Genomic DNA, 14,799 nt, shown 5'->3' on the forward strand with positions numbered 1-14,799 from the left:
CGAGACAACCTGGACGTTAGCGTTTGGTTCGTTGAAAGAGAGCAAGACTTATGAACAGGAAAATGAGTGTTTCCATGAAACCTACAGCAAAGGCATGCACTAGTACGGAAGCTAGGGACATCTCCATTGAAGAGATGGCTGAAGAGTTAAACGTCAATAGAGAAAAGACTAGGGCCTGAGGGAAAAGACCTGCGATAGCCCCGATGATGCCGGATTTCAGGGATGCCAAGGCTGAAAAGCACAGCACGAGGCATATTCCGACTGGGATACTAAAGGAACGAAACCACATGGAGAGAAAACCCTGAAATAGAACGAGGGAAAATGATAGCGGGATAACTAGAAAGTTGACTCCTAGAAAGGCTAGGACCTGGGTGGGTTCTAGGCCTAGCACCAGATGGGCTGATAGGTAGGCTGAGACAACGAAGACTAGCTGCATGAAGGCAACGACGCTGGTGGCGGCTAGAGCTTTAGCCAGGAACAGCCGGAGTGGTGAATCGCTAAGCGCCTGAAGATGATGGAAATTGGATCCTTGGTGTTCATAGCGCCAGGATGTGGCGACAATCAGCGCTACACCCAGGCCAAAGAAGAATATGCCATAGAATAAGTTCATCTGCGAAATTGCCGAAGCCCAGGCATGGTCAAGTATCTGTTGGTTGGCATAGAAATTAACGCTTCCGGTGATTACCGCTAAAACTGGTAAGGGGATCGCTATTATCCAGGTAGCTGAACGTCGTAATTTGAGGAACTCAGCAAGAAACATCTTATTTGGCTTTCTCTTGAGAAGTGAGATAACTGCCCCAATAAAATAAAGCGATACTAGCTACGAAGTAGCCGAATATCCAGAGGTAGGGCGGATAAAGATAGACAGCGTCGAATGTATTTCCTTGCTCGGTGAAGATCACATGACTGGACACTGCAAAATATCCCCAGGGAATGAAACGGGCTAGTACATCCGGCAAGAGGAAGCCATAAATCCCCAGTAGTCCACCTAGCACTCCGATAGCCATGGAAATCAATTGATTTTCCCACCGAGACGCGCAAAGTATATGGAATCCAATAAAGGTCGTAGATACGAGGCAAATACAGACAATATTAGATAGCCAGAAAATGAGATTGAAGGACGACGTTACCCCTAATAACCTTCCCAGGAATAAAGCTGATAGATAATTAAAGATAACGAAACAACATATCACTATGGAATCGACCAGGAATTTAGACCACAGCAACCTCACGGTGCTTACTCCTGAGGTGACATTAAAAATCCAGCCATGACCTCGATGTTCCATGTCGATGGAGAGATTAGAGACAACCGCCGCGGTGATGGGTACGAGGAGAGCCAACACAAAATTAACGCTTTGAAGAAGCATAGCGTATTGGCCTTTTCCTGATGATCCGGAGAAATTAGCGCCGATCATGAGCCCCGTTAGTAGCGACATACCGAGCAGAATATAGGGGATTTTTAGCCGCTTTAGTTTTCTAAATTCTCTGACCATATTCACTGTAGAACCGCCTCCCCCGTCAAAGAAATAAATACGTCTTCTAGACTCTGAGTGGCCCGACGGAGCTCATAAACATCAACGCACTCTGATAGTCGACGGTTAATGACCGCAGCGTTTTCTAGGCTCACTCCCGATAACCGCAAGACGTCCTGATGGATTTCCCCGCCTACTATTGCTTGTGCCGTGGCTGGATCTGAACAACTGATGAGGAGATCGGGAGTAGAAGCTCCAAAAAGTTGTTTCTTGGTTCCTTCGAAAAGGAGTTTCCCGCCAGCAATGATCCCTAGATGAGTAGCCATTTTATTGATTTCATCAAGGAGGTGACTCGAAACCATAATGGAGATTCCTTGAGTACTGAGCTCAATAAGCAATTGGCGGATTTCTTCAATACCCGCTGGATCAAGGCCGTTTGTTGGTTCATCAAGAATAAGCACTTCAGGGTTTCGGGCCAACGCATACGCTATTCCCAACCGTTGTTTCATCCCCAAGGAATATTCTTTAACAAGTTTATCTCTCTGATTATTCAGTCGCACTAAACTGAGAGCTCGTTGAATATCTTTCTCTTTAAGATCTAACATATGCTGCAGAATTTTCAGATTTTCCCATCCCGTCAGATGGGCATATCCAGGAGGGGACTCAATCATCGACCCAATTGCCCGGTAATTACAACCCAGAAAAACTTTTCCTGAGGTTGGTCGGGTTAAACCCAAAATCATTTTCATCGTTGTTGACTTGCCGGAACCATTAGGCCCGATAAAGCCATAGATTGAACCTCGAGGAATATGCAAAGATAATGAATCCACTACCTTTGTTTTTCCGTACACCTTAGAAAGGTCTTCAGTGTAAATAACGTCTTCCATACCCCCTATTCTGTCCACACATAGGAGAAATAACCTCAGCCCTAGGGTTGATATTTCAATAAGTCATCAAGACTTATTCTTCCGCTTTTATACGCATATAACACCGCATGGACTCGATCCCGTGACTGTGTTTTCATAAGAATATGCCGAACATGAGTTTTGACCGTCGCTAAAGAAACACATTCATGGTCTGCGATTTCTTGATTATTAAAGCCTAAAGCTATGAGTCTTAAGATCTCTTCTTCGCGAGGCGTTAACTCCTCCGCCTGTGGGATGTCATGATAAACCTCCGGGGCAGTGGAATCCTTAATTTTGCGTAACAGCTTTGCGGTGATTTTGGGCGATAACACCGCGTGCCCGTCATGGACCGTGCGAATAGCAGTGAGCAGCTCCTCAGGTGGCGCGTCTTTTAAGAGATAACCGCTAGCTCCAGCTTCAATGGAACCCAGAATATAGTGCTGGTCAGCAAATGTCGTCAGCATAATTACCCGACACGTGGTAGGCAGAAACGAGATAGCTCGAATCCCATCGATATGCGGCATCTGAACGTCCATCAACACCACGTCAGCATGACGACAATGACAGGCTTGGTCCCCGTCGGCAGCTTGGAACACCACCTTCATATCTGGTTGGGAATCAATAAGGAGAGATATCCCGGCTCGTACTAGAGGTTGATCTTCAAAAAGAGCGACCCTAATCACCGAGTTCAACCTCCACGCGAAAAATTCCCTGAGTACTATCGATGTTCATCGTTCCACCTATTGCAGTTATGCGTTCAGATATTCCTTGAAGACCTAATCCCGGAGAGCTGTGGGCGTCGGATAGATAAGGATTAGAGGCGATGATTGTTATATTTTCCGCGCCGACGAATTCTAACGTTCCGCGCGGAGGGTTGCTATATCTCAGCATGTTAGTGATGAGTTCTTGAGTGACTCGATAGGCGGTAAAGCTTTTGACTGAGCTCAAGGAGCGCTCCTGCGATAAGCCAGTGACTATTATCTCAAGTCCCTGTTTTTCCGCCTCGCTAATCAGTTCTGGGATCTGCTCAAAACCAGGCGGGGCAGAAATCTCGCGAGGTGTATCCTCTCTGAGCGTATGTAACACCCCTCTCATATCGGCCAATGATTCGCGGGAAGTTTCCGAAATGGTTTCCAAGGCTTTCACAGCGACTTGCGAATCATGTTCAGCTGCGTACCTGGCACCATCTGCCAAGGCAATAACTCCAGTGAGATTGTGAGCGATAATATCGTGAAGCTCCCTGGCAATTCGCGTCCTCTCTTGAAGGGCGGCAGTAGCTAGTTGGGCTTCAAGAAGCTCAATGCGTTGATCTTGGCGCCAACGGATGACCCCTAGGAGATAAAAGAATCCGAGAATGATCATTGTTATCCCACAGAGAACAAGATCAACAATCCAATCCGTTCTTTCAATGGGACTATGCCCGCTGAGAATAGCGAAACTAACCCCAACCACTGACCAGATCAAAAAGAATATCCTCCGCTGCGAGGATGCAGCGGCAAGATAAATGGCATAGCAAGGAATAGGAGCAATAATGATTGTTTGATAATACGTAGGATCACATAAACCAGCGGTGATACTCAGTGCTATTAGCCCCAGGGCCCAATCTCGATAACGAGAATTTATCCACGGAAATGCCAGAAATAGTAATGCGGCTGAAAGAATCAGGAATCGGGTCAGGAGGGAATTGAGGGTCAAGAGATAGGTAATAGTAAACCAGAGGAGAATCCCTACTCGGACTACTTCTTTTACCCACATGGTTTCGAGGCTAACAAGAACGCTGCGGGTTATCCTCATCCCTGGGGATGATTGAAACCACGTTCTTCCGATCACCTCTTAGAGGTTTCTTTTGTGATAGCCCATCCGTGGCCGAAAACCCTGGGGGTGTTTCATCTGCGCGACGGCGTCAGCAATGACTAGACGAAAACGAGGCTTCATTGGAGGAAGTTGTGAGATCTTAAACCACCCAACATCAATGTTTTCGTCATCATGCACGCAAGGTTGTTCTTCCCCAACTTGGCTAAGACGAATCGCCGTATCAAGAAATAACGCCTGATCCCCGTTGGGATAGGTCACCGGCCCAACCTCTCCTACTCCTAAGAGGGCCTCGACCTGAGCTTCAATACCTGTTTCTTCCCATACCTCTCGTCGCGCTGTGTCGTCGGGTTCATGACCCGGTTCAATAATGCCAGTAATAGGCGTCCATTCCTCGGTGTCTTTTCGCTTCACCAGAAGCACCTCGGGTACTTCCCACACTGGGGAGCCAGGGGCGACGTCGCGAATCACTAGAGCAGTCACCCCACCCATATAGAGGAGATCGTGCCCTACTTTTTCCCGAAGCTCCACAACAAAATCTGGGGTCGGCATAATCCTTTATTTTCCCTTCTCACGCCTGCAATCAGATTCAGTTGGCGTTTCTTCTCCGCGCCTGGATTTTTGCTCCTCCGCCTCCCTGCGAATCTGCGCAGCAAATTCAGCCGGATCAAATTCGCTGGAATATTGAAACGGAGCAAATCTTTCCTGAGCCACGTATTATCTCCTCATCTCTACTGCTTACCTAGACCGCAGTGGTGTTATCGAACATCAGTTGCGGCAATGGAATCGCGGATAAACTTCTTGACCACTTCTGCATCATTCGGTAACTCCGTGACGTGACGAGGCCCGTCTAAAATCCCGGTAAATCGTTCCGGAACCACAGGTTCTTGAGAGGTAGCTTCAATAATCGTGTCCGCAAATTTCACCGGCAACGCGGTTTCTAAGCAAACTACCGGAGTATCAATGTCATCTATCCAGTCACGGGCGGCTTTAATCCCGTCAGCGGTATGAGGATCAACCACCACGTTATATCGTTTCACTACATCAGCGATGGTGGAGAGTCGATCAGCATGGGTGGACCGTGCAGATAGAAAACCGAATTTCTCGGTGATCTGCGGAAAAACCGGGTCATCGGCCAGTGAAAAACCTTGGTCTTTTAGCTGGGTTCCAAAAAGATCGGCGGTTCGATGTGCGTCGCGCGAAAGGACGTCGAAAATGAATCTTTCGAAATTCGAGGCCCGGGATATGTCCATCGATGGACTCGAGGTGGCCTGGGTTTCCGCACTGGACCTGGGGCGATAATGTCCAGTTTTGAAGAACTCATCTAAAACGTCATTTTCGTTGGTGGCGACGATGAGTCGGTCAATGGGCAAACCCATGCAACGAGCAATATGCCCTGCACAAATGTCACCGAAATTGCCTGTTGGAACTGAGAAACTGACTTGTTGTTCATTATTCTCAGTCACCTTTAACCAACAGACGATGTAATAAACAACCTGAGCCAGGAGACGCGCCCAGTTAATGGAATTAACTGCTCCGATCCGGTAGGTAGCTTTAAATTCGGCGTCAGAAGATACGGCTTTCACCACGTCTTGGCAGTCGTCAAAAACACCGTCAAGAGCGATATTAAAAATATTGGGATCATCAAGGCCGAACATTTGGGCTTGCTGGAAGGGTGTCATCCGGCCAGCAGGGGTAAGCATAAAAACCCTAATTCCGGTGCGTCCCCTCATGGCATATTCGGCCGACGACCCCGTATCACCGCTCGTGGCACCTAAAATATTCATAGTTGTTTGGCGACGGTTTAATTCATATTCGAATAATTCGCCCAGTAATTGCATAGCCATATCTTTGAAAGCCGCCGTGGGGCCTTCTGAAAGATGACCGATATAAATACCTTCGCCTAATTCCGTCACCGGAACAATTTCAGAATTGGCGAATTTGGGGCTGTGATATGCCCGGGCAGTCATCGCTTTAAGGTCAGATGCCGGAATATCATCAATAAAAAGACTAAGAACCTCTGCGGCCAAAGCGGCATAACCCTCCTGGCGGAGTAGATTACGCCAAGAGCTTAAGGTGGCATCGTCTAATTGAGGGTAGGTTTCAGGGAGGAAAAGTCCGCCGTCGGGGGCTAAACCGCCTAGCAAAATATCGCTAAATGTGTAAGGGGTCCGGGAGCTGTCACGAGTTGAAAAATAACGCACGCACCTAGCCTACAAGTGGGACGGGGTGTGGGGGTAAGTGCGTGCTTTTAGTGAGGACGTTGTGAAGCTCGATCCCCAGCGGCACGGCGGAAGAAAACCATCATCGTTATAATGACGAGGTAATAAAAATTTGAGAATAATTGAAGAAAGCTATTATAGTTCGGCTTTGTGTCCGCGGCATCTTCCCATTCCTCTTCAGAAAACAGCAATCATCTATCCCAGCCCTCCCCGCAAACAGCAGTGACCGGAAAAGCACTCATGGTGTGGGCTGCAGCCGTATTGCTCTACGTCATCGCCATTACTGGCCGAACCTCGTTCGGCGTGGCAGGAGTAGAAGCTATTCAGCGTTTTCATGTCGATGCCTCGCGGACTGCTGTGTTTACTGCTGTGCAAGTAGGGGTCTACGCCCTAGCGCAAATCCCCACTGGAATACTCATTGACCGTTTCGGGCCCCGCCGATTGCTCCTCTTTGGTGCTCTTTGCATGGGATTTGGCCAAATCGTGCTAGGTTTCAGCTCGTCCTATGGAGTAGCGCTTATCGCGCGAGTCCTCATCGGAGCCGGAGACGCCACCGCGTTTCTTTCAGTTATGCGCCTCTTACCGCTGTGGTTCCCCCTGAGAAAGACACCCATTTTTTCACAACTGTCGGCATCTATCGGCCAGCTAGGGCAATTTATTTCAGCCGTTCCTTTTCTTGCTCTTTTGCATACAGCTGGATGGACATGGTCTTTTCTTAGTCTCGGCGCAGTCGGAATTCTGGTAGCCATGGCAGCTGCGATTTTGGTTGATGATGCTCCGGATTCCGCCGACAACCGCGGAAAAAGACCGCTTCTCCAGCACACCTCTTCTCAAGCTCACTCCACTACGTCGCACCCAACGAAAAAACTGAGGGTCAAGGTGGGCCTGAGAAGCCAAATGAAGAAGGTGACCTCCCAAGCTGTCTGTTGGCAAGCTTTTTTCACCCACTACACCGGTATTTTGCCGCAGCTTATTTTCACGATGCTCTGGGGTATGCCGCTGATGACCATGGGTATGGGATTAAGTTCCGCCCAAGCCGGATTAATCCTCACCATTAACACTATCGGCTCCATTATTTTCGGACCTGTTATGGGTTTTGTCTCTGCACGCCTTGGTCAACACCGAGACATTGCCGGAATCATTGCCGCCTCTGGAATGACTGTAGCGTGGTTGTTTTTCTTTTACCCCACAACTCCTCGAGGTTTCTTCGGCGTCTTTCTCATCAGCATCGTGACCGCCGCCTGCACCCCCGTATCTAATTTCGGCTTTGACTATGTTCGAGAAGAGTTATCACCGACGATCGTCGCCACCGGCACCGGCCTGGGGAATATGGGCGGCTTTCTTGCCGGCATGATCACCACTCAACTCTTCGGTTTCCTTCTTGATGCCGCCGCCACACACACCACCTACACCTGGCATGATTTTCGCTTCGCCTGGCTATCTGTCACTGGGATGTGGTTCATCGGAATGATGGGATTAATAATTGCCCGACGTCGGCGTCGTGCCTCTGCTCCCTGTGCTGTCCGCTATATCGAGCGCTCTGAGGGCTGACCTCTTCTCTTACCCCAGGTAACACCATCACTTCTACCTCAGTAACTCGCCGAGTGTTTCTTCTGGGGTAGCCATAAAATCCCTCATTGCTTGCACGTTTTCGCTCTCATTCCAGGTTATTTCTCGCCACCCTTGGTCATGGAATTCAATAATTTGAGCACCAGGGATAGCCATCATGATCGGAGAATGAGTAATTAGGAAAAATTGGTTTCCAGCAGCGATTGAGTGATAGACCTCTGCGAGGAACACCATTTGCCGAATGGTCGATAAACCTGATTCCGGCTCGTCGCACAGAATTAATCCACGCCCAGCGGTGAAATCTTGGATGAGAGACAGTACCGATTCTCCATGAGACAAAGCACGGACACTGTTAGACAGTGAGTGTAGCTGTGGCTCCGTCTTGTCAAGCATTACCTCATATGACTCAGCTCGGAGATAGAAGCCATTTTGTGGTTGTTGGTTCCTAAGGATAAGAAGATGCGGTGCTAAATCATTACCCGCATAGACTTGTTGCGGATAGTCTGCATCCCGCGCCCCACCGTGGTGATCAAAGCGATAGCGCTCAGCTAAAGCTGACAAGAGGGTTGACTTTCCAGTCCCGTTTTCCCCCGTGAGAATGACCACCGGCGATGTGATTTCAATAGGGTGAGCTCTCAGCGCCTTAATTGCGGGAATAGCAGTGACATAGGGTGCCGGTGGCGGGCGATGAGAATCTTCCAGGAACCCAATGCGGTGAATAAATGGAGGAATCACGGTGGGCCTTTAATGCCTCTGAGGATCATTGACGAAATGAACCATAGCCACCCTCTGGGGGTTTACGGTGTCCGGTCAAGAAATCAATGACACCATTAACTACCTGTTCTCCTACGTCTTTAGGAATGGGCCATTCGCCTTGTGGCGGACGAGGTGAGGGCGTCGGATCCTTGGCTATATCTGTCTCATCTTGGGTACCGAGGTTATCGCTTTCCAGGCTGAGGGTGTGATGGTCTGGGTCATAAGAGATGATGGTGTCCGGGTCCGCTCCGTTGCGGTAGGCAGCCTCTGAAAAAGCACTGAGCTCAGCTAGAGTGAGGTCGTTGAGGCTTAGGGTCATGGAGATTTTCATAGTTCCAAGTCTAAGAAGAAAAACCGGGTTTCACTAGCAAAGCTAAGAAAGATCAGGGAGAAAATCAGGGTTCCATACTTGGTTCTCCCCAAAACACTTCGTCAACAACTCGGCGAGCTCGACGAGTCAACCGGAGATAGTTTTCTAAAAAGTCCTGGTAATCGAGCGGTTTCCAGCCTGCCGCGGCAGCAACTTGCATGAGGTACAGCCCTGCTCCGGGGAGTTGATCAGTTCTTCTCCCACGTACCAAGACGAGGGCATTGCGCGCTTGAGTTGCAGCTAACCACGCGTCCTTTAAAGTCTTGACTTTTTCTGTTTCCAGGATCTCTAACTCAGCAAAGATATCAAGTAACTCCAGTGTCGAGGTATTCTTCAACTCCGGATATTTATGAACATTCTCAAGAGTCAGTAATTGCACGGTCCACTCGATGTCAGTCAAGGCTCCACGCCCCAACTTGGTGTGGGTGTTACGGTCGGCACCCCTCGGGAGCCGTTCATTATCCACCCGTGCTTTCATTCTCCGAACATCCCGGATAGTAGCTGGGCCAACTCCTTCTTCAGGGTATCGCCACGGATCAACCGCGTGCAGGAATTTTTCACCAACGTTATGATCTCCAGCAATAACAGTCGCCCTTAGTAGAGCTTGCTTTTCCCAGGTTTCACCCCACCGCTGATAATAGTTCTGATACGAGCCGACGGTTCGGACGCTAGCTCCACTTCTTCCCTCCGGGCGCAACCCCAGGTCAACTTCCAAAGGTGGATCTCCTGAGGGCTTATTGAGGCGTTGACGCATGTCATCGCAGATTTTTATGGCCCATTTCAGAGCATCATTTTCCGCTACCCCATCGCTAGGCTCGGCCACTAACATAACATCCGCATCTGATCCATAGCCTAGCTCAGCTCCGCCTAATCGCCCCATCCCGATCACCGCGATGCGAGCCGGCGGTTGCTCAAAGCCATCATTGTTCAAGCTATAGCGAATCTCTGCTCTGAGTGCGGCCTCTAAAACAGCATCCCATACTGTTGACAGCGCCAAGCATACTTCCGGCACGCTGAGCATTCCCAATAAATCAGCCGAGGCGATCCGGGCTAATTCCGTCCTCCTTAAGGAACGCGCCACAGCAATCGCCTTATTTGGGTCTTCATGGCGCCCCGCTGCCGCAACCAATGACGTACTCACCGTTTCCGGGCCCGTGGACAACAGCTTTGGTCCGGTTGCTCCATCCCCGAATTGCCGCACAATATCTGGAGCGGAAATGATGAGATCCGAGGTGTAGGGGGATGTCCCTAGGATATGCATGAGACGTTGACCGACTATGCCTTCATCCCGGAGCATCCTTAAAAACCAGGTTCTATCATGCGCGGCTTCGGATAGTTTCCGATAATTCAATAATCCAGCATCGGGATCTGCGGTGGCCGATAACCAGTCCATTAAACTGGGCAGCAGCATCGCCTGGATTTTAGCTTTCCGCGATACTCCCGAAGCTAATGCACTTAAGTGCTCAAAAGCACGCTCCGGGAATTTATAGCCTAAGGCGCTCAATTGTAATTTCGCAGCCTCGGGAGTGAGCTTTAAGGTATCAACACTCTTATTCACTACAGAGTGCAACAGCGGACGATAAAACAGCCTCCGATGCAAAGTAGAAACTTGTAATCTAATCCTTTTCAACTCTGCATTCAAAAGTTCCGTCGCTGACTTCTTCCCCACCCCAGTAAAACCAGCAGTCCTAGCAAGCCATTGATAATTGTGCTCCTCTTTTTCTGCCGGCAACGCATGAGTCCGACGTAATCTTTGCAGTTGTAAGCGATGTTCCAAAAGCCTCAAGAAAGCATAGGCATCAATGAGTCCATGTCCATCTTCACGGCCTACATACCCGCCCTCCACGAGGGCGTGAAGAGCGTCGACGGTGGCTAATTGCCTTAAACTCTCGTCTGAGCGCCCGTGAACAAGTTGTAAAAGTTGCACCGCAAATTCAACATCTCGAAGCCCACCTTCTCCGAGTTTTAATTCTCGCTCCCGTAATTCTTGAGGAACATTCTCTATAACTCGGCGTCGCATTGCTTGGACATCGTCAACGAAAGAATCTCGCTGGCTCGCAGTCCACACCATAGGCCTTAAGCGCGCAATATAGTCCTCCCCCAAAGCAATATTCCCCGTCATCGGCCGTGCTTTTAATAACGCCTGAAACTCCCATGTTTCTGCCCACCGTTGGTAATAAGCCACATGGCTATCCAAGGTGCGCACTAGTGCGCCATTTTTCCCTTCGGGTCTTAAAGCTGCGTCGACTTCGAAGAAACAACGGGAACCGATCCGGTTTAATTCACCGGCTAGCCGAGTTGCTTTGGTATTTGCCGGTTCGGCGACAAAAATAACGTCAACGTCGGAGATATAGTTTAATTCTCGAGCTCCGCACTTCCCCATCGCCAATACGGCTAGCGTGGTATCAACCGGTTTATCCCCATACACTTCTTTAACCGCTACAGCTAGCGCAGCAGTTAGTGCCGCATCTGCTAAATCAGTCAGTAAACCGGTAACAACGCTAAATTCCACCCGTGGTTGCTCGGGTCTACGCTTGTTCCCCGGATAGGTGCCGGCGAAATCATGCGCAGCGATACGCAAGACAAAAGTACGGTAGGTCTCCCGAAGATTTTTCGCTGCCTCCTGCCCCCCAATACCGGCACAATAGGTGCCAGGGCTCGTTAAATCTGGTTTCGCACCATCGGGGTAGCTGTGCGTATTCCCATCCTCGGGATCAGCTATCTGTGCTGGTTGCGCAGCAACTGCATCCAGCAAAGTACTCATCACTTCTTCAGTGGTAGGAAGCGGTTTTTGCAGTTCCCGCCACAACTCCGGATGTGCCACCAGATGATCTCCAAGCGCGGTAGAACCGCCAAGGAGAGCAAAAAGCCGAACTCTGAGAGCTGGATCGGAGATTAGTTGTTCGGTCAGTTCAGCACGCCCGGAAGGGCCGAAGTGTTCGTCGAGAGCAGCAACCAGACGATGAACAGTGTTCAGCGCTAAATCTGGATCCCCAGCTCCAGATAAGGCCCACAAAATGTCGATAGTTTCCGGGGTATTCCACCCCAACCATTCCACGTCTTCGGCTGACCTAGCGCCTTTGAGGCCGAGCACCGCTGGAGAAGGAATTTTTGCCGGAGTGTTCACGATGTTTTCTGCTCCTTAGTAATCCAAAATGGTGCGCAGTTCCCAGGGGGTAATTTGTTGCTGATATTTATGCCACTCTTCCCATTTACTTTGAAGGAAGAATTCAAAAACGTGCTCTCCTAGAATTTCGGCCATTAATTCAGAGCGTTCTAATTCCCTCACGGCCTGATCTAAGCTATGCGGAAGGTCAACATATCCCATAGCTCGTCGCTCTCGACGAGATAGCAACGATACATCGTCTTCTGCTGGATCATCTAATTCATAGCCTTCTCGAATACCTTTAAGACCAGCACCCAAGAGTACTGAGAAAGCTAAATATGGATTACAGGCGGAATCAATACTTCGAACCTCTACTCGACGAGATTCCTCTTTTCCTAATCGGTAAGTAGGTACCCGAATGAGAGCCGAACGATTGGATACTCCCCACGTCACCGCAGTTGGGGCCTCATTTCCAAACATTATTCTTTTGTATGAGTTCACCCATTGATTGGTCACAGCAGATAGCTCCGAAGCGTGGTGCAACACTCCGGCGATGAATTGGCGAGCGGTTTTAGACAGACTGAACTCATCATCTGAATCATGAAAAGCATTAGATTCCCCTTCAAATAAGGAGAAATGCGTGTGCATGGCAGAGCCAGCATAATTCTGAAATGGTTTTGGCATGAAAGAGGCGGTGATCCCATTGCGTTGAGCAACTTGTTTAATCACATAGCGGAACGTCATGATGGAGTCTGCCATGGTTAAAACATCGGCATGTCGGAGATCAATTTCTTGTTGGCCCGGCGCAGTTTCATGATGAGAAAACTCAACCGGTATTCCCATGGCCTCCAGGGCTAACATTGCCTCCCGACGGAAAGATGCCGCCTCATTATGCGTTGCCTGGTCAAAATAACCACCATTATCGGTCGGAATTGGACGTCGCCCCTCAGTGAGAACAGATTGAAGTAAATAGAACTCAATCTCGGGAGACACCATGCATTCGAAACCATCGGCGGCGGCCGATTGCACCTGACGTCGCAAGACTTGGCGGGGATCCGACCACGATGGTTGCCCGTCGGGCATGGAAATATCGCAGAACATCCGAGCAGCTTGGAGCGGAGAATCCTCCCCATCAAAAGGAACGATCTGGAAAGTGGAGGGGTCAGGTAGCGCTATGGTGTCTGCCTCTGAGACTCGGGAAAAACCTTCAATAGCTGATCCGTCAAAACCTACCCCCTCTTCAAAGGCGGATTCCAGCTCGCTTGGCGCCATAACCACAGACTTGAGATAGCCGAGAATGTCGGTAAACCAGAGTCGGATAAACCGGATATCTCGTTCTTCTACAGTTCTGAGCACAAATTCCTGCTGACTATCCATGCACCCATGCTAGCGAACGGGGGTAAAAAGATCAGAGGAAAAACGCAGGTTGATCTGATGTTGACAATTGATGGGGGTGGCTATGTCCATAGGCGATGATGAACTAAGGGCAGACATTCGAAAACATATTCGCATTAGGGGGTTGAGATGTCGAATAAGAATAATCAAAACACCACGAATAACACTTCGGGTGAGGGACTCATTATAGAAGCTATCTACCGGACTGGATCTCTGGGATGGACCCCCACTGACCTGCTCCATATTTTCGGCTATGAGATTGCGTATTACCTGAACAGAATCGATGGCAAGCGTGTCCCTTCACCGATGGCACAACACTGGAACCACCAATTACGCCAGCTCCTCTTGACACCGCATAGCTGGAATCCGAGCAAAAACGTAGCTCAATTATGCAGTCAGATTCTCCGCCTTCCTGAGATCCCCGGGGCTGAACTTCTTTATGATCCCACCCTGTACCCCGAGACAGATCCACAGTCCTTGTCCGGAAATACCGAATCTCAACGGCAACGCAGCAAAGTATCAAAGCTGCTGGCCAAAGCGGAATCAACCACTTTTCCTGCAGAAGCCGAGTCACTCATCCTAAAGGCTCAACACTTACAACAGCTTTACCGGATGTGCACCCTAGAGCTCCGTTGCTCTGTAACCAACCCTCAGCCTGACATAGTTATTCAGCGGGTTTACCTGAAACCGCCCTGGGTCAAACACCAACATCTTCTCTTAAATTCCGTCGCTAGGCATAACTCTTGCCGATCATTACTCATTCATCCCAAAGGTATCGCGTGTCTCTTTGGTTCTAGTGAGGATATAGCCCAGGTGGTTGACCTATTCAGTTGCTTGAATAACCTCCGTGACTATTTCATGAGAAACTCTCACGAAGCCCGACGCAGACACACCCCCGGAGAAACTAACTCCTTTCGCAGAAGCTTTTCTATCGCTTTCGCTTATCGAATCCATGAACTACTCACGCAGGCATCTCAACAGGCCATAGACGACGGTCCTTGGCGAAAAGATTCACTGATACTGCTACGCAAACAGGACCAACAAGTAGTCGATAAAGTCAGCGAAATCTTTCCTCACACCCGCCAGATCCAGTTATCAGGACATAATTTCAAGGGCTATCAGGCCGGAAGAGAGGCAGCCGACATTTCCTATCGACGACGCTTTCTTAACCAGATTGATCATGCAGCTTGAC

14 protein-coding genes are annotated in these 14,799 nt (G+C 49.4%); 2 read left to right on the forward strand and 12 right to left on the reverse strand.

The genetic code is table 11. The features are described from left to right. Positions 1 to 16: 16 nt before the first annotated feature. The 8 genes from GP475_RS08080 to thrC all read right to left on the reverse strand — a co-directional run bounded on the left by GP475_RS08080 (position 17) and on the right by thrC (position 6,393). Complete coding sequence (locus tag GP475_RS08080; RefSeq protein WP_187973913.1) at positions 17 to 760, reverse strand: ABC transporter permease; 744 nt, start codon at positions 758 to 760, stop codon at positions 17 to 19. Between the two features lies 1 nt (position 761). Next, on the reverse strand, positions 762 to 1,493 hold the full coding sequence (locus tag GP475_RS08085) for an ABC transporter permease (protein WP_394367432.1): 732 nt from the start codon (positions 1,491 to 1,493) through the stop codon (positions 762 to 764). A 2-nt stretch (positions 1,494 to 1,495) separates the two neighbouring features. Further along, positions 1,496 to 2,359, reverse strand: a complete 864-nt coding sequence (locus GP475_RS08090; protein ID WP_187973915.1) for an ATP-binding cassette domain-containing protein — start codon at positions 2,357 to 2,359, stop codon at positions 1,496 to 1,498. Between the two features lie 41 nt (positions 2,360 to 2,400). Next, positions 2,401 to 3,060, reverse strand: coding sequence for a response regulator (locus GP475_RS08095; RefSeq protein WP_187973916.1), 660 nt, complete (start codon positions 3,058 to 3,060; stop codon positions 2,401 to 2,403). Beyond that, complete coding sequence (locus tag GP475_RS08100; RefSeq protein ID WP_187973917.1) at positions 3,053 to 4,132, reverse strand: sensor histidine kinase; 1,080 nt, start codon at positions 4,130 to 4,132, stop codon at positions 3,053 to 3,055. The genes GP475_RS08095 and GP475_RS08100 overlap by 8 nt, the downstream gene beginning before the upstream one ends. 78 nt (positions 4,133 to 4,210) lie before the next feature. After that, a complete protein-coding gene (locus GP475_RS08105; protein ID WP_187973918.1) occupies positions 4,211 to 4,741 on the reverse strand; it encodes an NUDIX hydrolase in 531 nt (176 codons plus the stop codon). 6 nt (positions 4,742 to 4,747) lie between these two features. After that, positions 4,748 to 4,903 carry a hypothetical protein gene (locus GP475_RS08110; RefSeq protein ID WP_187973919.1) on the reverse strand — a complete coding sequence of 52 codons (156 nt, stop codon included), beginning with the start codon at positions 4,901 to 4,903 and terminating at the stop codon, positions 4,748 to 4,750. 44 nt (positions 4,904 to 4,947) lie between these two features. After that, entirely contained in the window at positions 4,948 to 6,393 is a 1,446-nt protein-coding gene (thrC, locus tag GP475_RS08115) for a threonine synthase (RefSeq protein WP_187973920.1), read from the reverse strand. Positions 6,394 to 6,561: 168 nt separating this feature from the next. On the opposite strand from thrC, the gene GP475_RS08120 reads away from it, so the two are divergent. After that, positions 6,562 to 7,962 (forward strand): MFS transporter, encoded by a 1,401-nt coding sequence (locus GP475_RS08120; RefSeq protein WP_262485154.1) that lies wholly within the window; start codon positions 6,562 to 6,564, stop codon positions 7,960 to 7,962. 33 nt (positions 7,963 to 7,995) lie between these two features. Here GP475_RS08120 and GP475_RS08125 read toward each other — a convergent pair whose 3' ends face one another. The 4 genes from GP475_RS08125 to glnA all read right to left on the reverse strand — a co-directional run bounded on the left by GP475_RS08125 (position 7,996) and on the right by glnA (position 13,589). Next, positions 7,996 to 8,715: an ATP-binding cassette domain-containing protein gene (locus GP475_RS08125; protein WP_187973921.1), complete on the reverse strand. Its 720-nt coding sequence runs from the start codon at positions 8,713 to 8,715 to the stop codon at positions 7,996 to 7,998. Between the two features lie 25 nt (positions 8,716 to 8,740). Continuing rightward, complete coding sequence (locus GP475_RS08130; RefSeq protein ID WP_187973922.1) at positions 8,741 to 9,067, reverse strand: hypothetical protein; 327 nt, start codon at positions 9,065 to 9,067, stop codon at positions 8,741 to 8,743. Between the two features lie 64 nt (positions 9,068 to 9,131). Beyond that, positions 9,132 to 12,233, reverse strand: coding sequence for a bifunctional [glutamine synthetase] adenylyltransferase/[glutamine synthetase]-adenylyl-L-tyrosine phosphorylase (locus GP475_RS08135; RefSeq protein ID WP_394367377.1), 3,102 nt, complete (start codon positions 12,231 to 12,233; stop codon positions 9,132 to 9,134). Positions 12,234 to 12,248: 15 nt separating this feature from the next. Further along, positions 12,249 to 13,589 (reverse strand): type I glutamate--ammonia ligase, encoded by a 1,341-nt coding sequence (gene glnA / locus GP475_RS08140; RefSeq protein WP_187973923.1) that lies wholly within the window; start codon positions 13,587 to 13,589, stop codon positions 12,249 to 12,251. Between the two features lie 147 nt (positions 13,590 to 13,736). On the opposite strand from glnA, the gene GP475_RS08145 reads away from it, so the two are divergent. Next, positions 13,737 to 14,798 (forward strand): DUF2786 domain-containing protein, encoded by a 1,062-nt coding sequence (locus GP475_RS08145; protein WP_187973924.1) that lies wholly within the window; start codon positions 13,737 to 13,739, stop codon positions 14,796 to 14,798. Position 14,799 lies beyond the last annotated feature (1 nt).

It is taken from the genome of Corynebacterium poyangense, from assembly GCF_014522205.1.
Classification (GTDB): Bacteria; Actinomycetota; Actinomycetes; order Mycobacteriales; family Mycobacteriaceae; genus Corynebacterium; species Corynebacterium poyangense.

Coding starts and splice junctions, on each gene's coding strand:
- GP475_RS08080 (WP_187973913.1), bottom strand. CDS start 760: ATGTTTCTTGCTGAGTTCCTCAAATTACGACGTTCAGCTACCTGGATA.
- GP475_RS08085 (WP_394367432.1), bottom strand. CDS start 1,493: ATGGTCAGAGAATTTAGAAAACTAAAGCGGCTAAAAATCCCCTATATT.
- GP475_RS08090 (WP_187973915.1), bottom strand. CDS start 2,359: ATGGAAGACGTTATTTACACTGAAGACCTTTCTAAGGTGTACGGAAAA.
- GP475_RS08100 (WP_187973917.1), bottom strand. CDS start 4,132: ATGTGGGTAAAAGAAGTAGTCCGAGTAGGGATTCTCCTCTGGTTTACT.
- GP475_RS08105 (WP_187973918.1), bottom strand. CDS start 4,741: ATGCCGACCCCAGATTTTGTTGTGGAGCTTCGGGAAAAAGTAGGGCAC.
- GP475_RS08130 (WP_187973922.1), bottom strand. CDS start 9,067: ATGAAAATCTCCATGACCCTAAGCCTCAACGACCTCACTCTAGCTGAG.
- glnA (WP_187973923.1), bottom strand. CDS start 13,589: ATGGATAGTCAGCAGGAATTTGTGCTCAGAACTGTAGAAGAACGAGAT.
- GP475_RS08145 (WP_187973924.1), top strand. CDS start 13,737: ATGTCGAATAAGAATAATCAAAACACCACGAATAACACTTCGGGTGAG.